Source organism: Catellatospora aurea, from assembly GCF_042663325.1.
GTDB lineage: Bacteria > Actinomycetota > Actinomycetes > Mycobacteriales > Micromonosporaceae > Catellatospora > Catellatospora aurea.
The window spans coordinates 127,650-148,142 of record NZ_JBHTAC010000005.1 but is presented as its reverse complement, the minus strand read 5'-3'; the positions used below and the strand labels follow the sequence as shown (position 1 = coordinate 148,142).

At 73.0% G+C, this 20,493-nt stretch carries 18 protein-coding genes; 10 read left to right on the top strand and 8 right to left on the bottom strand.

Features of this window, described 5'->3' with window-relative positions:
- Positions 1–49 precede the first annotated feature (49 nt).
- Together ACFQO7_RS07185 and ACFQO7_RS07180 are read left to right on the top strand one after the other, a co-directional pair.
- Entirely contained in the window at positions 50–1,714 is a 1,665-nt protein-coding gene (locus ACFQO7_RS07185) for a hypothetical protein (RefSeq protein WP_376805685.1), read from the top strand.
- 182 nt (positions 1,715–1,896) lie between these two features.
- Positions 1,897–3,447, top strand: coding sequence for an AMP-binding protein (locus ACFQO7_RS07180; protein ID WP_376805684.1), 1,551 nt, complete (start codon positions 1,897–1,899; stop codon positions 3,445–3,447).
- Positions 3,448–3,594: 147 nt separating this feature from the next.
- Here the strand turns inward: ACFQO7_RS07180 and ACFQO7_RS07175 are convergent, their stop codons facing one another.
- On the bottom strand, positions 3,595–4,773 hold the full coding sequence (locus ACFQO7_RS07175) for a macrolide family glycosyltransferase (RefSeq protein ID WP_376805683.1): 1,179 nt from the start codon (positions 4,771–4,773) through the stop codon (positions 3,595–3,597).
- A gap of 82 nt (positions 4,774–4,855) precedes the next feature.
- The gene (locus ACFQO7_RS07170; protein ID WP_376805682.1) at positions 4,856–5,464 is read right to left on the bottom strand and encodes a GNAT family N-acetyltransferase; all 609 of its coding nucleotides are present in this window, start codon (positions 5,462–5,464) and stop codon (positions 4,856–4,858) included.
- A gap of 90 nt (positions 5,465–5,554) precedes the next feature.
- Here ACFQO7_RS07170 and ACFQO7_RS07165 point away from each other — a divergent pair, with 90 nt between their 5' ends.
- The 4 genes from ACFQO7_RS07165 to ACFQO7_RS07150 all read left to right on the top strand — a co-directional run bounded on the left by ACFQO7_RS07165 (position 5,555) and on the right by ACFQO7_RS07150 (position 8,439).
- Positions 5,555–6,934 carry a pyridoxal phosphate-dependent decarboxylase family protein gene (locus ACFQO7_RS07165; RefSeq protein WP_376805681.1) on the top strand — a complete coding sequence of 460 codons (1,380 nt, stop codon included), beginning with the start codon at positions 5,555–5,557 and terminating at the stop codon, positions 6,932–6,934.
- Positions 6,935–7,085: 151 nt separating this feature from the next.
- Positions 7,086–7,838, top strand: a complete 753-nt coding sequence (ppgK, locus tag ACFQO7_RS07160) for a polyphosphate--glucose phosphotransferase (RefSeq protein ID WP_360533330.1) — start codon at positions 7,086–7,088, stop codon at positions 7,836–7,838.
- A 63-nt stretch (positions 7,839–7,901) separates the two neighbouring features.
- Positions 7,902–8,024 carry a hypothetical protein gene (locus ACFQO7_RS07155; protein ID WP_360533327.1) on the top strand — a complete coding sequence of 41 codons (123 nt, stop codon included), beginning with the start codon at positions 7,902–7,904 and terminating at the stop codon, positions 8,022–8,024.
- Positions 8,025–8,037: 13 nt separating this feature from the next.
- Positions 8,038–8,439, top strand: coding sequence for a hypothetical protein (locus tag ACFQO7_RS07150; RefSeq protein ID WP_376805680.1), 402 nt, complete (start codon positions 8,038–8,040; stop codon positions 8,437–8,439).
- Between the two features lie 12 nt (positions 8,440–8,451).
- On the opposite strand, the gene ACFQO7_RS07145 is transcribed toward ACFQO7_RS07150, so the two are convergent.
- Both ACFQO7_RS07145 and ACFQO7_RS07140 read right to left on the bottom strand, forming a co-directional pair.
- Entirely contained in the window at positions 8,452–9,678 is a 1,227-nt protein-coding gene (locus tag ACFQO7_RS07145) for a cytochrome P450 (protein ID WP_376805679.1), read from the bottom strand.
- Position 9,679: 1 nt separating this feature from the next.
- Entirely contained in the window at positions 9,680–10,978 is a 1,299-nt protein-coding gene (locus tag ACFQO7_RS07140; RefSeq protein WP_376805678.1) for an SGNH/GDSL hydrolase family protein, read from the bottom strand.
- 356 nt (positions 10,979–11,334) lie between these two features.
- Here ACFQO7_RS07140 and ACFQO7_RS07135 point away from each other — a divergent pair, with 356 nt between their 5' ends.
- The 3 genes from ACFQO7_RS07135 to ACFQO7_RS07125 are packed head-to-tail and all read left to right on the top strand — an operon-like array spanning position 11,335 to position 15,522.
- Positions 11,335–12,909, top strand: coding sequence for an AMP-binding protein (locus ACFQO7_RS07135; protein ID WP_376805677.1), 1,575 nt, complete (start codon positions 11,335–11,337; stop codon positions 12,907–12,909).
- Positions 12,909–14,834: an MFS transporter gene (locus ACFQO7_RS07130; RefSeq protein ID WP_376805676.1), complete on the top strand. Its 1,926-nt coding sequence runs from the start codon at positions 12,909–12,911 to the stop codon at positions 14,832–14,834. Before ACFQO7_RS07135 ends, ACFQO7_RS07130 begins: the two co-directional genes overlap by 1 nt.
- A complete protein-coding gene (locus ACFQO7_RS07125; RefSeq protein ID WP_376805675.1) occupies positions 14,827–15,522 on the top strand; it encodes an SGNH/GDSL hydrolase family protein in 696 nt (231 codons plus the stop codon). The genes ACFQO7_RS07130 and ACFQO7_RS07125 overlap by 8 nt, the downstream gene beginning before the upstream one ends.
- A gap of 107 nt (positions 15,523–15,629) precedes the next feature.
- Here the strand turns inward: ACFQO7_RS07125 and ACFQO7_RS07120 are convergent, their stop codons facing one another.
- Positions 15,630–16,118 (bottom strand): isochorismatase family protein, encoded by a 489-nt coding sequence (locus ACFQO7_RS07120; protein WP_376805674.1) that lies wholly within the window; start codon positions 16,116–16,118, stop codon positions 15,630–15,632.
- A 227-nt stretch (positions 16,119–16,345) separates the two neighbouring features.
- Between ACFQO7_RS07120 and ACFQO7_RS07115 the strand changes: the two genes are divergently transcribed.
- On the top strand, positions 16,346–17,401 hold the full coding sequence (locus ACFQO7_RS07115; RefSeq protein ID WP_376805673.1) for a S1 family peptidase: 1,056 nt from the start codon (positions 16,346–16,348) through the stop codon (positions 17,399–17,401).
- 59 nt (positions 17,402–17,460) lie between these two features.
- Here the strand turns inward: ACFQO7_RS07115 and ACFQO7_RS07110 are convergent, their stop codons facing one another.
- From ACFQO7_RS07110 to ACFQO7_RS07100, 3 genes are read right to left on the bottom strand one after another with little or no spacing between them, the layout of a single operon-like run.
- Positions 17,461–18,435: an alpha-ketoacid dehydrogenase subunit beta gene (locus tag ACFQO7_RS07110; RefSeq protein ID WP_376805672.1), complete on the bottom strand. Its 975-nt coding sequence runs from the start codon at positions 18,433–18,435 to the stop codon at positions 17,461–17,463.
- Entirely contained in the window at positions 18,435–19,421 is a 987-nt protein-coding gene (locus ACFQO7_RS07105) for a thiamine pyrophosphate-dependent dehydrogenase E1 component subunit alpha (RefSeq protein ID WP_376805671.1), read from the bottom strand. The genes ACFQO7_RS07110 and ACFQO7_RS07105 overlap by 1 nt, the downstream gene beginning before the upstream one ends.
- Positions 19,418–20,410: a methyltransferase gene (locus ACFQO7_RS07100; protein WP_376805670.1), complete on the bottom strand. Its 993-nt coding sequence runs from the start codon at positions 20,408–20,410 to the stop codon at positions 19,418–19,420. The genes ACFQO7_RS07105 and ACFQO7_RS07100 overlap by 4 nt, the downstream gene beginning before the upstream one ends.
- Positions 20,411–20,493 lie beyond the last annotated feature (83 nt).

Genomic DNA, 20,493 nt, shown 5'->3' with positions numbered 1-20,493 from the left:
TAGACGGGCTTGCATGCGTAGCGTCGTCCCGCAGGCCTACTATCAGCCGGTGACCCAGGGTGTGGAACCAGTGGACCTGTTGCGGCTCATCGGATCCGCGGCGCACGACTACGACAGCATGGACGCGCTGGAGCAGGTGCTGCTGCCCGCCGACGGCCTGCATCCGCTGGCCGCGCAGCTGGTCGCGCCGATCCTGGCGTTCGCCGCGGACCCCAAGACGCGGCTGCCCGATCAGCTGCTGATGCTGGTCGGCGAGCTGGCCGCGCATCCGGACGGCGAGCCGGTGCGCCAGGCACTGCGCGCCTTCACCGTGACGCTGCGTAACCTGTCCGATCTCGACGACCACAGTGTCGTGGAGGAGTCCACCGCCCTGCTCGGCTGGTGCGGCCCCGATCCGCGGCTGTCCGCGGTGCTGCTGACCAGGGCGCGGGAGTACGCCGACGACTACCGCCGGGTCACCCCGCTGGTGGCCGCCGCCCAGCTCGATCCGGCCGCCGCCGCGGGCTGGCTGCCGGAGTTCCTCGACCCGTCCCGCTCGTCCACGGTCCGGGTCGCGGCCGTGCTGGCGATGCGGGAGGCCGGGCTCGCACCCACGGCGCAGGCGGGCGCGGCGCTGGCCGCGGGCTGGTCCGCCGACCCGGACGCGCTGCGCTGGACCACCCGCCGCGGCAAGCTGGCCGACCTGGTCGAGTACGCCGCCGGCGGCGACGCCCGCCGGGATGCCGAGCTGCTCGCCGCGATCGCGCGAGACGGGCAGGCGCAGGCCCGCCGGGACGTCGCGCAGACACTGGCCGACCGGGCCGCGCGGCAGGAGCTGCCGGTGGAGTCGCAGGCCCTGCTCTGCTCGTTCCTGGACGACCCCGAGGAGCGGGTGCGCCGGTGCGCGTACCGCGCGGTGGTCGCCGACGACACGCTCACCCGCCGCCAGGCCGACTGGCTCGCCGACGCGGTGGCCCGCGGGGCCCGGATGCGCCGCTCGGCGCTGGACGCGCTGATCCGCGTCGGCGACCCGCGCTGGCGCGAGCACGCCGAGGCCGCGCTGCGCGAGGGCTGGACGCCGCCCCGGCTGCCCGGCGCGCTGGCCGGCCTGCCCGCGCCGGACGAGTCGCTGCGGGAGGCGATACTCGGCCGCGTGGTGGACCTGGCGACCACGATCGATGTGAATCGCTCACCCAAGACCACGGCCAAGGAGCAGCGCGAACTGGTGGGGCTGCTGCGGGTGCTCGGCGACGCACCGGACCCGGTGGTCGGCGTGCTCGCCCGGCACCTGGCCCAGATGACCTGGCCGGCGCGGCTGTGGGTGGCCGAGTTCCTGGCCGAGGCGGGCCGCGGCAACCCCGAGGTGATCGAGGCGATCGGTGCGATGGCCAACGGCGAGGTGATCTACCTGCGCCTGCTGTGGCTGGCCGGGGGCGACGACGCCCCGCTGCGGGCCGCGATCGCGGTCGCCCCGCGCCGGGACGTGCTGGCGGCGGTCGCCGCTGCCGAGGTGTTCGGCGACGCCGACCCTGACGTCGCGGCCCGGCTGCGCGAGATCCGCGACGGCGACGCCGACCTCAAGGACCGGTTCGCGGCCGCGGGCGCGCTGTGGGAGCTGACCGGCGAACCGGCGGAGGCCGCGGCGACGGTCCGGGAGGCGCTGGACGCGCCGTGGCTGCGTACCCGGCAGCGGGCTCGGGAACTGGCCGACCAGCTCGGACTTGAGCAGGCCTGACCGGGAAAGCGCTCCATAGCACAGTTGCCGCCGTGTGGCGTCCACTGAGGAGACATATGCATCTCGATTGTCGACGAATGGTTGCGATCTCGTAACGGGCGTTATGGTGCCGGTTCGGAAGAGCGCCATGTCGACGTCGCCAGCGCGCCCAGTGATCGGTCGAGCCACGGGAGTGCCCGGCGATGGACCAGCGCGACCAGGAAAACTATGCGGCCCAGGCGCTCGCCGTCTTCGAGGGATACGGCTCGGCGGAGGCGATCGTGCACGGCGCGCGGCGGCTGACGTACGCCGACCTGGCCGCCGGGATCAGGGACATGGCCGCGACGCTGTACGACAACGGCGTGCGCTCCTCCTCGGCGGTCGGCATCCTGGCCGGCAACCCGCCCGAGTCGATCCAGGTGCAGTTCGCCCTGCACCTGCTGGGCTGCCGGTCGGTGTGGCTGGCCCCGAACGCGCCCCCGCAGTTGTGCGCCGACTACCTGTCCCTGGCCGACGTCGACGCGTTCGCCTACGACGCGCGCACCCACGCCACGCTGGGCGAGCAGCTCGCGCAGGGGGCCGGGGACCTGACGGTGTTCTGTTTCGGCGCGGGCGCGGGCATCGACCTGGCCGCGCCGCGGCGCTCCGGCGCGGCACAGCTCGGGCTGCCGCACTCGGTGCGCGAGCCGCAGTCGCTGTTCCAGACCGGCGGCACCACCGGGCGGCCGAAGCTGGTGCACCACCGGCACGCCTTCTTCAAGGCGGTGCAGGCGGTCGCGGCCAGCTACCAGGTCACCGACGGCCGCCCGCTGCGGCACCTGGCGGTGGCCGGGTTCTGGCACTCCAGCCAGCAGGTCGCCGCCATGATCACCCTGTTCACCGGCGGGGTGCTGGTGCTGCACGACCGCTTCACCGCCGAGGACTTCCTGGCCACCGTGGAGCAGGAGCGCATCACCAGCGCGGTGCTGCCGCCGCCGATGCTCTACCAGGTGCTCGACCACCCGCGGCTGGCCAAGACGGACACGAGCAGCCTGGTCACGCTGTCCTGCGCGGGCAGCGCCGCCGCCCCGACCCGCCTGGCCGAAGCCGTGGCGCGCTTCGGTCCGGTGCTGCGCCCGGTGTACGGCATGAGCGAGGCCACCTTCATCGCCGCGTATCCGAACCTCGAACCGGACCCGGTGCACCCGGAGCGGCTCGGCTCGTGCGGGCGGCCGTATCCCGGGGTGCGGGTCGAGATCCGGGACGGCCACGGCACGGTCGTCGGGCCCGGGGAGATCGGCGAGGTGTGGGTGTCCGCCGCGCTGATGACCTCCGGCTACTGGGGCCAGGCCGAACTCACCAGCCGCACCATCGTGGACGGCTGGCTGCGCACCGGCGACCTGGGCCGGGTCGACGCCGACGGTTACCTGTTCCTGGTCGACCGGCTCAAGGACATGATCGTCACCGGCGCGACCTCGACCAACGTGTACTCCCGCACGGTCGAGGACGCCCTGCTGCGTCACCCGCAGGTGCGCGCCGCCGCGGTGATCGGCGTGCCGCATCAGAGCATGGGCGAGGCGGTCTACGCCTTCGTCGTGCCCGCCCCCGACGCCGAGATCACCGCCGCCGAGCTGCGCGAATGGGCCGTCACCGAACTCAACGAACTCTGGGCCCCCTACGCCGTCGAGTTCCTCCGCGACCTCCCCCTCACCGACGTCGGCAAGGTCGACAAAAAAGCCCTCCGCGCCCGCCGCGTCGCCCCCACCACCGCCTGAAGGAAGGGCACCTTCCCATCGCCATACGTAGAAGAAGGTGCCCTTCCCAACCTCCACCCCCGGAGCGGGCCACGCCGAGCCGCGCCGAGCCGCCGAGCCGCCGAGCCGCGCCGAGCCGAGCCCAGCCGCCGAGGCGGGCGGGCCGGGTCAGGGGAGGGCGGACTCGATGACGTCGGCGGCCAGCGGGGCACCACCGTAGGTGCCCAGGTCGGCTTGGAGGCGCGTGAGCGCGTCGCGTACACCCTGGTCGGTGGTCAGGGTTTCGACGGCGCTGCGCAGCTCGGCCGCGGTCGGCGCGGCCGGGTCCAGCGGGCGGCCGACCCCGAGTTCAGCCACGCGCAAAGCGTTGACCTCCTGCTCGGGGGTCTGCGGCACGGTCAGCATGGGCACCCCGGCGCGGATCGCCTCCAGGATGCCGCCCATGCCCGCGTGCGTGACGAACACGGCCGCGTGCGCCAGCACGTCGAGCTGCGGAACGCTCGCCGCCACGGTCACGTTGCCGGGCACCGGCCCGAGTTCGGCGGGATCGGTGCGCTCGCCCACCGCCAGCACGACCTGCCACGGGCTGTCCCCGAACGCCGCCACGCAGGTGCGGTAGAAGCCGGGCAGGCGGTTGTAGACGGTGCCGAGCGAGACCAGCACGACCGGCCGCCTGGGATCGGGCGGCGTCCACCGCGCCTGGAACGGCCGCGGACCGGTGCACGGCCCGGTGAAATGGTGGCGCTCGCCGAACGTCTCCGCCCGGAACTGCATGAACCGGGGATAGAGCAGCAGCTGTGCCAGGGGCTGGAAGGCCCGCACCGCGTCCGGGTCGATGCCCTGCTCGGCAACGTACGTGTCGAGCTGCACCTGGTGTTCGGGCAGGCCGGGCCGCGGCGTGACGGTCAGCCCCAGGTGACGGGCGATGGACCAGTGCTCGTTGGCGGCCTGGAAGCTCTGGAACTGCACCGCGGGCAGGCCGTCCCGGACGGCGATGAGCCGCCCGGCGAGGCTCTGCATGCCGAACACCATCAGGTCGGGACGGTCGTCCCGGAAGTACGGCGCGAGCTGCGGCAGGGTGGCGCGGGCCTCGCCGAGGAAACCCTCGCGCACGGTCGTGATGTAGTCGGCGCGCTCGGGCCGTCGCAGGTCGCGGTCGCTCTCGGCGGGCAGGCCGGAGGTGTACGGCACCACCAGCGCCCCCGTCGCCGCCACCGCCTCGGCGCGGGCCGTCACGGTCGCGTAACTAACCCGGTGGCCGCGCCGGACCAGCTCCGCCACGATCGGCAGGGTCGGATAGACCTCGCCGACCGTGGGCGCGTTGACGAAAGCGATGTGTCGACCCATCCGCACAGCGTCGGGGCGCCGGCGGCCCCGCTCAAGCCACCATCGGACCGTCTACTGTGGCGTAACGGTCGATGGACGTCGATCAGATCCGGCGGCCGAGGTAGGTCACCGGCCCCGCGTCGGGCACGTCGATGTCGTGCAGGCCGGTCCGGCGGTAGAAGGCGAGCGCGGCGGTGTTCGCGGTGGCGACGCCGAGGTGCAAGGCGGGCACGCCGGCTTCCTGCAGGGCGATGACGAGGCGGCCCAGCAGGGCCCGGCCGTGGCCCTGCCGCCGGTGTTCGGGCAGCATGCCCATGTGCAGGTGCGCCGGGTAGGGCGCGAGCGCGGGCACGAGCATGTGCTCGGGGGAGTGCAGCAGGCGGCGCAGGGCCTCGTCGCCGTCGCGGGGGTCGGTGCCGTCCGGCGCGGGGTAGCGGCCGCTGACCCTGGGCAGCCACTCGTCGCGGAAGCGGGCCGCGAAAGCGGCGGTGTCGCCGGTGGCGAGCACGTATCCGACCGCACGGTCGTCGGCGTCGGCGAGCACGAAGGCGAGCTGCGGCTCCAGGCGCGTGTAGGGCAGGGCGAAGATCTCCGGGAGGATGCCGGGGTCGCGGAAGTGGGGCCGGGCGTCTCCGCCGCGGTGGGCGGTGCGCAGGCAGATGTCGTGCACCGCGGCGTGGTCGATCGGTCGGTACGGACGAATGATCGTCATGCGTGGCAGGATACCTGGAAGCGCTCCCACGTGCGCGCCCGTCAAGCGCCGTCCCACCCGCCGGGCGGTCCGATGTAGCAGAGTGCAGATATGACCGCACGCCCCGAGGACTACGCGCCCGCGCTGGATCACGCCGTCGCCCATACCCTCGCCTGGCTGGCCTCGCTGCCCGACCGCCCGGTGCGGCCCCGCGCCGATGCCGACGGGCTGGCGGCCGTGTTCGGCGGCCCGCTGCCGGACGGCCCCACCGACGCCGCCGAGGTCGTCGACGAGCTCGCGCGCCGGGCCGAGCCCGGCCTGATGGCGATGCCGTCGGGCCGCTTCTTCGGCTGGGTCATCGGCGGCACGCTGCCCGCCGCCCTCGCTGCGGACTGGCTGGTCAGCGCCTGGGACCAGAACGCGACCTTGCGCTACGCCACCCCGGCCGTCGCCGCGATCGAGGAGGCCGCCGCGGCCTGGGTGCTCGACCTGCTGGGCCTGCCCGGACACGCCGACGTCGGCTTCGTCACCGGCGCGACGATGGCCAACTTCACCGGCCTGGCCGCCGGCCGCCAGCACGTGCTGGCCCAGTTCGGCTGGGACCTCGACACGCTCGGCCTGACCGGTGCGCCCCGGATACGCGTGCTCGCCGGGGCGGAACGCCACGCCACCCTCGACCAGGCACTGCGCTACCTCGGCCTCGGCGCGCCGACCCCGGTCCCCGCCGACGACCAGGGCCGTATCCGCCTCGACGCGCTCGCCGAGGAACTGGCCCGCGGCGCCGGGCCGACGATCCTGTGCCTGCAGGCAGGCAACATCCACTCCGGGGCGTACGACGACATCGGCGCGGCCTGCGCGCTCGCCCGGCAGCACGGCGCGTGGGTGCACGTGGACGGCGCGTTCGGCCTCTGGGCCGCCGCCGCCCCGGCCACCCGGCACCTGCTCACCGGGCACGAACTCGCCGACTCCTGGGCCACCGACGCGCACAAGACCCTCAACGTGCCCTACGACTGCGGCATCGTCGTGGTCGCGCACTCTGCCGCGCTGCGGGCCGCGATGGGCACCCAGGCCAGCTATCTGGTACGCGCCGAAGCCGGCCCCGCCGACCCGCAGGACAAGGTCCCCGAGCTGTCCCGCCGTGCGCGCAGCGTGCCGGTGTGGGCGGCGCTGCGCTCGCTCGGCCGCTCCGGCGTCGCCGACCTGGTGGAACGGCTCACCCGGCACGCCCGCGCGCTCGCCGACGGCATCGGCGCGATCGAGGGCGCGACGATCCGCAACGACGTCGTGTTCACGCAGGTCTGCGCCACGTTCGGCGACGACGCCCGGACCCGCGAGGTCACCGCCCGGCTGCTCGCCGACGGCACCGCCTGGATGTCCGGCTCCCGCTGGCAGGGCCGCGACGTGCTGCGGGTGTCGGTCAGCAACTGGTCCACCGACGACGCCGACGTGGCCGCCTCCGTCGCGGCGGTGCGCCGGGCCGCCGCCGGATGACCGCACCGCCTGGACACCCGAACACGCCCGCGCCGAGGGCCGGACTGCCCGACCGCGCCGGCGGGCATCGCCCGCGCGGTCCGCTGACCGGGCGCGAGGTGTGGTCGCTTGTGGGGCGTGGCCGGGTCCGTGTGCGGCCTAGACTGAGGAAATGGCGATTCTGGGCATCGACATCGGCGGCTCCGGCATCAAGGGCGCCCCGGTGGACGTCACCAACGGCACCCTGGTCGAGGAGCGGTTCCGGGTGGAGACGCCGCAACCGTCCGACGTGACCAGCGTGGTGGCCGCGGTCGCCCAGGTGGCGGCCCACTTCGACGCGACCGAGCGGATCGGGGTCACCTTCCCCGGCGTGGTCCTGCACGGGGTGACCCGTACGGCCGCGAACGTCGACAAGTCCTGGCTCGGCGCGCCCGCCCGTGACCTGTTCAGCCAGGCTGTCGGCGTGCCGGTGACCGTGCTCAACGACGCCGACGCGGCCGGCGTGGCCGAGATGACCTTCGGCGCGGGCCGGGGCCGCAAGGGCGTCACCATCATGCTCACGCTGGGCACCGGCATCGGCAGCGCGGTCTTCATCGACGACCGGCTCGTGCCCAACACCGAGTTCGGGCACCTGAAGATCAAGGGTGAGGACGCCGAGGAGCGGGCGTCGGCGCACGCGCGCGAGGTGGACAAGCTCGGCTGGGCCAAGTGGGCCAAGCACGTCGAGGAATACCTGCGCGAGATGGAGAACCTGTTCAATCCCGACCTGTTCATCATCGGCGGCGGCATCAGCAAGAAGTCCGAGAAGTTCCTCCCGCTGATCGACATCCGCACGCCCACGGTTCCCGCGGTCCTGCTCAACGAGGCCGGCATCGTCGGCGCCGCGCTCGCCGCCACGGGAGCCGAGCCCGCCGGCGAGGCCTGACCGCGAATGCCCGCCGCGGCGGGCGCCGGCGGGGGATGATGGCCCGGGAGGGGGCGGTTGCGGATGCGGATCGGCAACACCGAGATCAGGCCGCTGGGCGGGGCGTGGGGCTGCCTGGCCATGATCGCCGTATCGATCCTGCTCTCGCTCTTCTGCACGATCGGGCTCAACCTGATCGCCCGGTGACCGAGGAGTCGCGATGGCGTTTTCCGATCGCATGACCCTACGCAACATGTACCTGTACCTGGTCTGCCTGATCACCCTGGTGATCTCGATCTTCGCCGCGGTGAACCTGGTCCGCAGCACGGTCGAGCTGCTCTACCCCGACCCGGGCTACTACGGTTACGTGCCGCGCTGCGCCGAGAGCAAGCCCGGCCAGGTCTGCACGCCCGCCGAGGAGGCGGCGTTCGCCGTGGAGCAGAAGCGCATCGAGAAGCTGACCCGGGACTCGCAGCGACGCCAGGCGGTGCTGAGCATCGTGGGATCGGCCACCACGCTGGCCATCGCGGTGCCGGTCTACATCTACCACTGGCGGCGTATCCAGGACGAACTCCCACCGCGCACCCCGGTCACCGGCGGCGAGCCGCCGCCACCGGCCTGACCCGAGCGCGGATCAGCGCAGGGTGAGCCAGAGCTGCTCGTGGCCGCGCAGCATGAGCTGGCGCGGGGTGCCGGGCTGTTCGGCGAGCCGGATGTCGGCGAACCGCTCCAGTAGCATGTCCAGCCCACGCCGCCCCTCCAGCCGGGCCAGCGCGGCGCCCAGGCAGTAGTGCGCCCCCGCGCCGAAGCTGAGGGTGGAGGTCTCGCCCCGGTCGGGGTCGAACACGTCCGGGTGGGCGAACCGGTCCGGGTCGCGGTTGGCGGCCGCCAGCAGCACCAGCACCCAGCAGCCGGCCGGGATCGGCACCCCGGCGACCTCGGTGTCCTCCGCCACGAAGCGCACCGAGAAGTGCGTGGGCACCTCGTGGCGCAGGATCTCCTCGACGAACCGCGGGGTCAGCGACCGGTCGGCGCGCAGCCGGGCCAGCTGGTCGGGCCGCTCCAGCAGCAGGGTCAGCCCGTTGCCGAGCAGGTGGGTGGTGGTGACGAAACCGGCGTTGAACACCACGATCAGGTTCGCGACCAGCTCCTCGTCGGACAGCTGCCCGCCGTCGGACTCCAGCGCCTGCACCAGCGCCGTGACCATGTCGTCGCGCGGGTCCACCCGCCGCCGCGCCGCCAGCTCGGCGAAGTACGGCGTGATCTCCTCGGCGGCGGTGTTCGCGGCGGCGACGTTGTCGGGTGTCGCGCCGCCCAGTTCCAGGATCGCGCCGAGGGCCAGGGCCCGGGGGCGGTACCAGGCCCGGTCGGCCTCGGGCACGCCGAGCAGCTCGCCCAGCACGTTGGCGGGCAGCGGGAAGGCGAACTCGCTCATGAAGTCGACCTTCGCGCCGCCCGCGGCCTGCTCGGCGAGGCGGTCGAGCAGGTCCGCGGTGAGCCGCTCGATCGCGGGGTCGAGTGCGTTGACCCGGCGCGGGGTGAACGCCTGGTTGAACATCTTGCGCATCCGGGTGTGCCGGGGCGCGTTGGTGAAGAACACCGAGTTCATGAACACGGCGTGCGCCCGGTTGCCCTCCCAGCTGGGCTTCGCGCCGAGCAGGGTCTCGTCCATCACCTTGAAGGTCGCCGAGTCGCGCAGCACCTGCATCGAGGCCTCGTACCCGTGCACGACGTAGCTGTACCGGTCGCCGGTCGCGACCTTGCAGACCGGGCCGAGGGCGTGCAGCCGCGCGTAGAACGGGTACGGATCGCGGCGCACCTCGTCGGTGTGCAGCGACGCCAGCGAGACCTCGGCGACCACGTCAGTCCTCGTCGGAGTCGTCGGCGAGGAGCAGGTCGAGCGGGATCGCCTTGGCCATCGCCTCGTTGCCCGCGTCGTTGGGGTGGATGTGGTCGCCGCTGTCCCACTCGGGCCGCAGCTTGGTCGGGTTGGCCGGGTCGCGCAGGGCGGCGTCGAAGTCGATGACCCCGTCGAAGTCGGTGCTGGTGCGGATGTACGAGTTCACCTGCAGCCGCACCGAGTCCAGGATCGGGGTGTACGCCACCACGCCCGGGGCGGACTCGAAGGCGTTCCAGGGGCTCAGCGTACAAACGATGATCTTCAAGCCGGACTGCCTGGCCACCGACGCCATCTGCTGGATGCGCGCGATGATGTTGTCGGCGGTGTCCTGGCTCAGCCAGACGTCGTTGATGCCCAGCGCCAGGATGACCGTGCGCACCCCGGTCTGCCCGAGCACGTCGAAGTGGAACCGGGACGCGCCGTTCATGCCCAGCTCGTTGACGCCGAGGTCGGCGCCGTTGAGGGTGAGCCGGTTACCGGACAGGCCCGCGTTGAGGATGCCCGGAGCCCTGCCGTCGGGGGCCTCCTGGACCAGCCGCGCGCCGAGGTAGTCGGTCCACCGGCGGTCGGCGTTGACGGTGGTCTTCAGCCCGTCGGTGATCGAGTCGCCGAGCACCACGATCGAGCCCTGCCCGCTGCGGTTGAGCACGTCGAGCCCGGCCAGGTAGTACCAGTTGTTGCGGGTCTCGGCGAGCTTCGCGCCGCTGGCCTCGCTCGCGTGGTCGCCCGTGCCGATGTAGGCGGTCTCCCGGGCGTACAGGTGCCAGGTGGCGGGGTTCGGCTTGGGCTGCGCCGGCACGTAGAGACTCACCGCGACGTCCTGCGACGCGGGGATCTCCATCGGCACGGGATCGCTCACCGCGCTGCCGCCGGACGGGATGGTGACCTGCTTCTGCCCGTTGAACGTGGCGTCGACGACCGAGCCGGGCTTCAGATCGCCGGGGCCGGCCTCGGGCCACGGCAGGGCGAGCGTGGCGCGGCCGATGGTCAGCGGCGCGGTGCCGTACCGGTTGGACAGCCGGATGCGGGCCTGCGTGCCGCCGACCGAGGTGTGCACGAACATCCGGATGGTCTGGTCGGAGAAGCCGTCCTTGGACTTGCCTGCCCCGGCCGGGGTCAGTGCCGCGGACCAGGAGCCGACCCAGGCCTCCGGCTCGGGGGCGACGGCCTGGCTGTTCGCGGTGGCGACCAGCAGGGTCGAGCCCACGGTCACCACGGTGACCAGGGCCATCAGGAATTGCCGTTGCCGGGGGCTGTTCATCGGGGTGGGGCTCCTCGGTCGCGGAGGGGTGTGTCGACCATCGGTCACCGGAACCCGGGCGTCGGCCGGCGCGCCGCGTGCGCGGCGTGCGCCGGGCTCCGTGGTGTCAGGTCGGCAGTCTAAGCCGATCGGAGCGCGCTTGGCACCATCGGAATCGATGGGCCGTCCGCTCAAGACGTCTGCATACGCAAATGTCCCGATTGGAAAATGATGAGTGTACGAATCGACGACCCTAGGTGGTGGATGATTCACCTCCACGGCGGTAACCTCCTGCGCGTAGGCCGCTGCCACACACCCGGAATCGGCCTGCCACCAGCGAATCCGCTGCCTTCTGACCAAACTGGGGTGACTCGACCGTGGGCGATCGATCGTACGATCCGGCAGACAACTACGCCGCCAAGGCATTGACGCTCTTCGCCGGATTCGGTGACGCCGAAGCGCTCGTCGCGGTCGACGGACGGCGCTACTCCTACGCCGAGGTGCGCGCCGAGGTGATCGCGATGGCCGGGGCGCTGTGGGCGCACGGCATCCGTCCCGGACAGGCGCTGGGCGTGCTCGCCCGCAACCCCGCCGAGTCGATCTTCCTGCAGCTGGCGGCCGGGCTGATGGGCTGCCGCACCGCCTGGATCGCCAACAACGCCCCGCCCCGTTTCCGGCGCGGCTTCCTCGACCTCGCCGAGGTCGACGCGTTCGTCTACGACGCCGGCAAGCTGCCCGAGATGGGCGCGGAACTGGCCGCACTGGCCGCGCCGCGTCCGGTGTTCTGCTTCGGGCCCGGCGGCAAGGGGCCCGACCTCACCGCCGGGACACCCGCGATCACGCTGCCGTTCGACCCGGCCGGTGTCACCCAGGAGCCGTCCTCGCTGTTCCAGACCGGCGGCACCACGGGCTCGCCGAAGCTGGTGCACCACGACCACGGCTTCTTCGCCGCGCTGCACGCCCTGTCGGAGTACTACCTGCACAGCGGCCAGCCCACCCTGCGGCACCTGCTGATCGCCGGCACCTGGCACGTCAGCGCGCAGACCGCGGTGTTCATGACGCTGTTCACCGGCGGCACCGCGTTCCTGCACGACGGTCTGGACTACCCGCTGTTCTACGACACCGTCGAGCGCGAGCGCATCAACAGCACGCTGCTCGCCCCGCCGCTGCTCTCCGTCCTGCTGGACGACCCGAAGTCGGCCGGGGTCGACTTCAGCAGCCTGCACACGCTGACCGTGTCCGGCGCGGCGGCCTCGCCGAGCCGGCTCACCCAGGCCATCGAACGCTTCGGCCCGGTGCTGCGCATCGTGTACGGCATGAGCGAGTCCCCGTTCATCTCGGCGCTGCCCGGACTCGACCACGACCCGGCGCACCCCGAGCGGCTGTCCTCGTGCGGCATCCCGTACGGCGACGTGCGCGTCCAGATCCGCGACTCCGACGGTCAGGTGCTGCCGCCCGGCACCGTCGGCGAAGTGTGGGTCACCGGTTCGCTGCTGATGCGCGGCTACTGGGGCATGCCGGAGCTGACCGCGCAGACGCTGGTGGACGGGTGGCTGCGCACCGGCGACGTGGGCCGGCTGGACGACGACGGCTACCTGTACCTGCTGGACCGCGTCAAGGACATGATCGTGACCGGGCTGAGCAGCACCAACGTCTTCTGCCGCCCGGTCGAGGACGCGCTGGCCGCCCACCCCGAGGTGCAGGCCGCGGCGGTCATCGGCGTCCCGCACGAGCTGGAGGGCGAGGCGGTGTACGCGTACGTCGTGCGTACGCCCGACGGCACCGTCACCGGGGCGGAGCTGATCCGGCTCGCCACCGCCGAACTCAACGCGATGTGGGCCCCGCAGCAGGTCGAGTTCATCGAGGCGTTCCCGCTGACCGAGTTCGGCAAGGTCGACAAGAAGGCGCTGCGGGAGCGGTACGCCGCCCGCACCGGTTCTGGAGGACAGTGATGACGATCCACGCCGCACCCGTGGTCGGTGACCCGGCACCGGAGCAGGCCGAGCAGGCCGCGGCGCTGCCGGTGCTGGCCGCCGCGGCGGTGTCGACACTGGCCACCCGGATGTCGCTGCTGGTGGTGCCGTGGCTGCTGCTGACCGGGGACGCCGCCTGGCAGACGGTCGGGCAGGTCTCGGCGGCCCAGGTGCTGGCCTATCTGCTGGCCGGGCCGCTGGGGGTGGCGCTGGCCGACCGGCTGCGCCCGGTCCGCCTGGCGGTGACGGCCGACCTGCTCAGCGCGCCCGCGCTGGCAGGGGTCGCGTACTTCGCGCTGCCCGACTCGGCGCTGGCCGCGAAGTCGGATCTACTCGGTGCGGTCGGGCTGGGGGTGCTGGCGGCCCTGGCCGGCGCGCTGCGGTCGATCGGCGACCGGGCCAGGGACGCGGTACGCCGCGACGCCGCCGACGACGGTGCGCGGCCGCCCGGATCCGGCCTGGTCCGCACACTGCAGGTGCTCGTGGTGCTGGCCGGGGGAGCGGCGGCCGGAGTGCTGGCGGTGCGCCTCGGCCTCGCCGGGGTGCTGTGGCTGGACGCGGTGCTGTGCCTGCTCGGCGCGGCGATGCTGGTGCAGGCGGTCACCGTGCGGCCGCGTCCCGAGGCCGCGACGCCGCAGTCCGAAGTGCTCAGCGGCGAGGTGCTGCCCGCCGAATCAGGCTCGGCTCCCGCTGTGGACGACCTGCGTGAGGCCCATCCGGCCCGGTCCGAGGACGATGCCTCGACGGAGGCCGCGGAGTCCACCGTCGCCGCCGCGACCCAGGTTCCGAGCGATCCGCCGCTCAACGGCAGGGTCACGGCCACCACTGCGGAATCAGCGGGCGACGGTCCGGCTGCACGTGGGCGGCACGCCGCGGAGGAACCCGGTCCGGCGGGTGACGGGCGGCAGGCGCTGCCGATCGCCCGTACCCAGGCCCGTGACCTGCGGCGTAGTGCGATGGCGGAGTTGCGGGCCGACGGGCTGGTGCGCCGCCTGGCGGCGGTGCTGTTCGTGACGAACCTGCTGGTGCAGGCCGGTGCGGTGCTGTTGGTGGCGGCCTGGGTGGAGCACGTGCTGGGGGAGCCGGACCTGCTCGGTCTGGTCGGCGGGGCGTTCGCGCTCGGCGCGGTCACCGGGTCGGTCGTGCTGACCGGGCTGACCCGGGTGCCGTCCCGGCACCTGCTGCTCGCGCTGGCCTTCCTCGCCGGGAGCGGGGCGGCCGCGGTCGTCGGCGGGCTGCCGCCGGTGCAGCTGATCGTCGCGGTGGTGGCCGCCGTGTGCGGGGCGACCATGTCATCGGTGACGCCGCCGCTGGGCATGCTGCTGTCGCAGCGGGTGCCGGTGCCGGTGCGCAGCCGGGTCGGCGCGTTCGCCGCCGGGGTGGCCTACCTGGGCGTGCCGCTCGGCACGGCCGCCGCGGCGTGGGCGCTGCCCCGGTTGGAGCTGCGCTGGGCGCTGGCCGCTGCGGCCGGGGCCTACCTGGTGGCGCTGCTCGCGCCGGTGTTCGCGTACCGCACCTGGCGGCAGCTCAGCGCCGGTGCGCCGGCCGTGCTCACCGGTGCGGCCAAGCTGCCCGCCCGCCTGTCCGTGACGTTGGCGTACGCCAACGGCCAGTGGCTGGTGGAGGTGCGCAAGGGCCGCGCGCTGCTGGGCTCGCGGCACCTGGTGAAGAGCGCCGAGGCGCTGAACATGCTGGCCCTGCTGGACGTCCCGGGCGTACGCCGCAGCGTCGAGGAGGCGCTCACCGTCGACCAGACCGAGGCCACCCGGCAGGCCGAGCGCATGCGCAGCGAGCTGGCCGAGCTGGAGGCGAAGCTGGCCGGACTGTCGGAGATGGCCGAGCTGAGCGAGGTCCGGCTGCCGGTGCAGCAGACGCCGAACAGCAAGGCGGCCAGCCATGGCTGACGGGTACGCCGCCATGCCGGAGGCGGCCGACCCGTACTGCCTGCGCCCCGGCGAGGCGGGCGCGCTGCTGGCCGGGCACCCGTGGAAACGCTTCGTGGTGCTGGGCGACAGCGTCGCCTCGGGGGTGGGCGACCCGGTGCCCGGATACGTGGAGCAGGCCTGGTGCGACCGCATCCGCAGCGAGCTGGCCGAGCAGCAGCCCGACCTGAGCTACCGCAACCTGGGTGTGCGCGAACTGCGCGCGGCGGAGATCCGTGAGCAGCAGCTGGACCGCGCGCTGGAGTTCGCGCCGGACCTGGCGCTGATCTCGGCGGGCGGCAACGACGCGATGCGGCGCTCGTACCAGCCGGACGCGGTGGACGCGGAGCTGGCCGCGATGATCACCGCGCTGCGCGCGGCGGGCGCGGACGTCATCACCGTCGGCATGTTCGACGTCTCCTTCGCCCCGTCGTTTCCCGAGCCGGTGAAGCAGCAGGTGGGGGAGCGGATGCGGATGCTGTCGGCGCGCACCGCGGCGCTCGCGGCCCGGCTCGGCGCGATCCACGTCAACTGCACCGGCCACCCCGCCGAGCGCGACCCGGCCAGCTACAGCGCCGACGGCGTACACGGCAACCTGCGCAGCCACAGCATCTGCGCCGCCCTCACCGTCCGCCGCCTAGGCCTCCACCTGGGCCGCCCTACCCCCTGACCCCCACCTCCCTGCCGCAACTCTTAAAGAGTCACGCCATCAGCCACGCTCCATGGCCGCGACTCTTCAAGAGTTGCGCGAGGGGGCGGGCGGGACGGGGTGGGTGGTCAGAGGTAGTCGGCGGTGGTGCGGACGCGGCCGAAGCGGGGGAAGGTGCGGCGCACGGCCATCTCGTGTTCGTCGGTGGCCAGGCCGGACATGGCATCCTCGACGAATTCGAGGTCGTAGCCGAGGTCGCTCGCGGCGCGGGCGGTGGACTCGACGCCCATGGTGGTGACCAGGCCCGCGAGCACGAGGGTGGTCACGCCCAGCTGCCGCAGCCGCTCGTGCAGGTCGGTGCCGTGGAACGCGCCGATGGTGCGCTTGACCACCAGCACGTCGCCGGGCTGCGCCAGGCCCTCCACCAGGTCGCTGCCGGGCGGCTGGGTGGGCACGTTCGGCCGGTCGACGCGCACTAGCACCACCGGGCGGTCCGCCGCCCGGAACGCGGTCGCCAGCTGGGTGCACCGCCGCAGCACGTCGTCGCCGGAGTGCGGCTCCACGGGCAGCGCCACGATGCGGGGCATCAGGTCGATCAGTACGAGAGCCGTCGCCATGAAATCGATCTTACTCCGTCGAGCGCTGCCTCGATCATCTGCCGCGGCCGGACGTTCCCTGCGCCGTCGAGGTTGCACGCTCGGCGTTGTTGGCACATATATTTAGCAAGCTAAATATTGAAGATTCTTGCAAGGTTTGGCATCGTGTTCCACGACTGAGCGCCTCATCCGGGCAACTCGGTCACCTCCGGCATGTCACCACATGCCACAACCCCGAGGAGGAACCCATGCTCCACACGAGCTCCACGACCCGGCGCACGGCCGTACGCGCGGCCGCCGCCGCCCTGCTCGCCGCGGGTCTGCTGGTCCCGGCGACGGCCCAGGCCGCCCCGGCCACCGAGCCCGTTCTGACCGTCGACGCGGCAACCGCTCTTGCGGCCCAGATCGACTCGGCCGGCGTCTACCAGGACAACGCCGGCAAGATCGTCGTCACGGTCACCGACGAGGCCGCCGCCACCCGGGTCCGCGCCGCAGGCGGTGTCGCCCGCCTCGTCACCCGCAGCGCCGCACAGCTCAGCGGCGCGACCGCCGAACTCGACCGGCTCGCCCGCATCTCCGGCACCTCCTGGTACACCGACCCGATCAGCAACCAGGTCGTGGTCACCGCCGACAGCACCGTCACCGGGTCGAAGCTGGCCAAGCTGAAGGCCGTCACCGACCGCCTGGGCGACAGCGTCCGGGTGGAGACCGTGGCGGGCACGCTCAGCCCGACCATCTCCGGCGGCAACGCCATTTACGGCGGCGGCTCGCGCTGCTCGCTCGGCTTCAACGTGCGCAGCGCCAGCGGCGTGTACTACTTCCTCACCGCCGGCCACTGCACCAACCTGGCGTCGAGCTGGTACGCCAACTCGGCGCGCACCCAGCTGATCGGTACCCGTGTGGGCAGCAGCTTCCCCGGCAACGACTACGGCATCGTGCGCTACGACAGCACGATCTCCCACCCGGGCGACGTCTACCTGTACAACGGCAGCTACCAGGACATCACCAGCGCCGCCAACGCCGTGGTCAACCAGACCGTGTACCGCAGCGGCAGCACCACCGGCCTGCGCAGCGGCCGCGTGCTCGGCACCGGCGCGACCGTCAACTACCCGCAGGGCACCGTCACCGGCCTGATCCGCACCAACGTGTGCGCCGAGGGCGGCGACAGCGGCGGCTCGCTGTTCGCGGGCACCGTCGCGCTCGGCCTGACCTCAGGCGGCAGCGGTAACTGCAGCACCGGTGGCACGACCTACTTCCAGCCGGTCACCGAGCCGCTCAGCGTCTACGGCGTGAGCGTCTACTGAGCACTCCTCCTCAGGTGAGGCAGCCGCCGGGGTTCCCCCCACCCGGCGGCTGCCGCCGTTCAGCGGCTGGACTTGTAGACCTCCTGCACGGCGGTGAGCAGCTGGTCCTGCTGGGGCTGGACGGCCAGGTCGAGTTCGCTCGCGAACGGCAGCACCGCGCCGTCGGGCCGGGTGACCCGCTTCGGCGGCACCGTCAGCCGCATCTCCTCGGCGGCGGTGGCCAGGATCTCCCCGGCGATGCCGCACATCCGGTTCGAGTCGTCGACGACGACCAGCCGCCCGGTCTTGTTCACCGACGCCGCCAGCCCCGCCCAGTCGAACGGGTACAGCGAGCGCGGGTCGAACACCTCCACCGAGATCTGGTCGGCGAGCTGCTCGGCGACGCCCAGCGCGGCCTGCACCAGGTGCCCGACCGCGACGACGGTCACGTCCGTGCCCTCGCGGTGCACCCGGCCGACGCCCAGCGGCACCGGCCCGAGCCCGTCCATGTCCACGTCGCCGCGCACCCCGAGCGAGCCTGCGGGCGCGAACAGCACCACCGGGTCGTCGTCGCGGATCGCCGTCAGGAACAGCCCGTACGCGTCCTCCGGCGTCGCCGGCACCACCGTCTTCACACCCACGTGGGCGAACAGCCCGTACGGGTGGTCGGAGTGCTGGCCGGCCCAGCCGCTGCGCGAGCCTGAACCGGGCACGAAGTAGGTCACCGGCACCTTCGCCTGCCCGCCGGTCATCAGCGAGAACTTGTGCGCCTGGTTGGCGATCTGCTCGAAGACCAGGAACAGCAGCGATGGGATCTGGAACTCGATGACCGGGCGCAGCCCCGCCAGCGCCGCGCCGGTCGCGAAGCTGGTGAACGCCTGCTCGGACAGCGGGGTGTCGACGACGCGGGCCGGGCCGTGCTTGGCCAGCAGGCCGGTGGTGACGTTGTTGACGGCCACGCCGATGTCCTCGCCGAGCACGCAGACGCTCTCGTCGCGCGCCATCTCGTCGGCCAGCGCCCGTTGCAGGGCCTTGAGGTAGGAGAGTCTCGCCATCACCGCACCGCCGTGTCGAGTAGTCCGATTCCGTTGCGCCCCCGCATGCCGGTGGCGTAGAGGTGGTCGAGCGCGCCCGCCGGGTCGGGCCGCGGGCTGTCCAGGGCGAACGCGACCGCCTCGGCCATCAGCGCCTCGACCTCGGCGTCGATCCCGGCCCGGGTCTGCTCGTCCAGGCGGGAGCCGTGCACGTCCAGGGGGTCGCGGGACCGGCCGGCCGCCACCTCCTCGTCGCTGCGGTAGCGCACCCGGGCCTTGTGCTCCCAGGTGTGGTGGGCGTCGAAGCGGTACGCGGTCGCCTCGATGAAGCTCGGGCCGCCCCCGGCACGGCCGCGGGCCACGGCGTCGCGGGCCGCGTCGAGCACCGCCGCCGCGTCGGCCCCGTCCACGCCGACCGCGGGGATGCCGAACGCCTCGGCCCGACCGGTGATGGACCCGGCGACCGAATTCTCCACCGTGAGGGTGGTGGCGTACCCGTTGTTCTCGCAGACGAACAGCACCGGCAGCCGCCACAGGGCGGCCAGGTTGAACGTCTCCAGCAGCACGCCCTGGCTGACCGCGCCGTCGCCGAAGAAGCTGACCGCGACCCGGTCGCTGCCCTCCTTGACCGCGGCCCAGGCCGCGCCGGTGGCGATGGCCCCGCCCGCGCCGACGATGCCGTTCGCGCCGTAGATGCCCTTGCCGAAGTCCGCGGCGTGCATCGAACCGCCCCGGCCCCGATTGAGGCCGGTGGCCCGGCCGGTCAGCTCGGCGAGCATGCGCACCGGGTCGGCGCCCTTGGCCAGCACGTGCCCGTGCCCGCGGTGGGTGCTGGTGATGACGTCATCGGCGCGCAGGGCCGCGCACACGCCCGCGGCGATGGCCTCCTGCCCGATGTACGGATGGATTCCGCCGACGATCTCCCCGGCGTGCACCAGCTCGATTGCCCGCTCCTCGAACCTGCGGATCAGCCGCATGGTCCGGTACAGGTTCTCCACGGCACTCATGCGACCCGCGCCTCCAGCACTCCCGCGCGGGCCGCGACGATCTCGAAGCCCGCCTTGCCCAGCAGTTCCCGGTACTCGTTCTCGGTGCGGTCGTGGCCCTCCAGGGTGACCAGCATGAGCAGGTCGACGAGCCCGGCCGCGGAGCGGCCCGCCGGGTCGGCCTCCTCGGGCAGGAACTCCTCCAGCACGATCACCCGCCCGTGCGGCGGCAGCGCCGCGTGCACCCGGCGCAGGATCGCGATCGCGTTGTCGTCATTCCAGTTGTGCAGCACCCGGGCCAGTGTGTAGACGTCGCCGCCGTCGGGCACCCCGTCGAAGAAGCTGCCCTCCACGCACGCCGAGCGCCCCGCGAGCCCGGCCTCGGCCAGCTTGGCGCGGGCGGCGGCGGCCGCGTCGGGCAGCTCCAGCAGCACGCCCTGCAGGTCCGGGTGCCGTTGCAGCAGCTCGACGAGCAGGCTGCCGTTGCCGCCGCCGACGTCGACGACGATGCGGGCGCCGCTCAGGTCGCAGGTGGCCAGCGCCTCCGGCGGGCGCTGGTCGCCCATGGACTCGTTGAACACCGCCGCGGCCTCGGGGTTGTCGCCGAGGTAGTCGTAGAACGGGCGGCCGTACACCGCCTCGAAGGCCGGGCGGCCGGTGCGCAGCGTGTGCATGATCTCGGCGAACGAGCGGAACACCTCGTCGCCCTGCATCAGCGCGTTCAGCCGCACCGAGCCGGGCACGTCGGCGCGCAGCAGTTCGGTGGTGGGGGTGAGCCCGTAGGTGTCGGGAGCGGGCCGCGTGAACAGGCCCATCAGCGCGAGCGCCCGCAGCAGCCGGCCGAGCGCGCGGGGGTCCGCGCAGCACCGGTGGGCCAGGTCGCCGACGTGCACCGGACCGTCCGCCATCAGGTCCGGCACGCCGAGCCGGACCAGCGCGTACACCCCCTGCGCGACCCAGCTTCCGGACAGGATGCCGAGGAGTTTCCGTCGGGCCAGTGCTTCGTTCATGGTGCTCTCCGAGCCGTGGTGAGGGTGCGCCGGGGCCTCGGCTCACAGGCGTGCGAGACGGCTTGTGAGCCAGGCTGCAGATG

Excerpts from the sequence above, each read along its gene's own strand:
- ACFQO7_RS07180 (WP_376805684.1), top strand. The coding sequence starts at position 1,897 with ATGGACCAGCGCGACCAGGAAAACTATGCGGCCCAGGCGCTCGCCGTC.
- ACFQO7_RS07175 (WP_376805683.1), bottom strand. The coding sequence starts at position 4,773 with ATGGGTCGACACATCGCTTTCGTCAACGCGCCCACGGTCGGCGAGGTC.
- ACFQO7_RS07170 (WP_376805682.1), bottom strand. The coding sequence starts at position 5,464 with ATGACGATCATTCGTCCGTACCGACCGATCGACCACGCCGCGGTGCAC.
- ACFQO7_RS07165 (WP_376805681.1), top strand. The coding sequence starts at position 5,555 with ATGACCGCACGCCCCGAGGACTACGCGCCCGCGCTGGATCACGCCGTC.
- ppgK (WP_360533330.1), top strand. The coding sequence starts at position 7,086 with ATGGCGATTCTGGGCATCGACATCGGCGGCTCCGGCATCAAGGGCGCC.
- ACFQO7_RS07155 (WP_360533327.1), top strand. The coding sequence starts at position 7,902 with ATGCGGATCGGCAACACCGAGATCAGGCCGCTGGGCGGGGCGTGGGGC.
- ACFQO7_RS07150 (WP_376805680.1), top strand. The coding sequence starts at position 8,038 with ATGGCGTTTTCCGATCGCATGACCCTACGCAACATGTACCTGTACCTG.
- ACFQO7_RS07140 (WP_376805678.1), bottom strand. The coding sequence starts at position 10,978 with ATGAACAGCCCCCGGCAACGGCAATTCCTGATGGCCCTGGTCACCGTG.
- ACFQO7_RS07130 (WP_376805676.1), top strand. The coding sequence starts at position 12,909 with ATGACGATCCACGCCGCACCCGTGGTCGGTGACCCGGCACCGGAGCAG.
- ACFQO7_RS07125 (WP_376805675.1), top strand. The coding sequence starts at position 14,827 with ATGGCTGACGGGTACGCCGCCATGCCGGAGGCGGCCGACCCGTACTGC.
- ACFQO7_RS07120 (WP_376805674.1), bottom strand. The coding sequence starts at position 16,118 with ATGGCGACGGCTCTCGTACTGATCGACCTGATGCCCCGCATCGTGGCG.
- ACFQO7_RS07115 (WP_376805673.1), top strand. The coding sequence starts at position 16,346 with ATGCTCCACACGAGCTCCACGACCCGGCGCACGGCCGTACGCGCGGCC.
- ACFQO7_RS07110 (WP_376805672.1), bottom strand. The coding sequence starts at position 18,435 with ATGGCGAGACTCTCCTACCTCAAGGCCCTGCAACGGGCGCTGGCCGAC.
- ACFQO7_RS07105 (WP_376805671.1), bottom strand. The coding sequence starts at position 19,421 with ATGAGTGCCGTGGAGAACCTGTACCGGACCATGCGGCTGATCCGCAGG.
- ACFQO7_RS07100 (WP_376805670.1), bottom strand. The coding sequence starts at position 20,410 with ATGAACGAAGCACTGGCCCGACGGAAACTCCTCGGCATCCTGTCCGGA.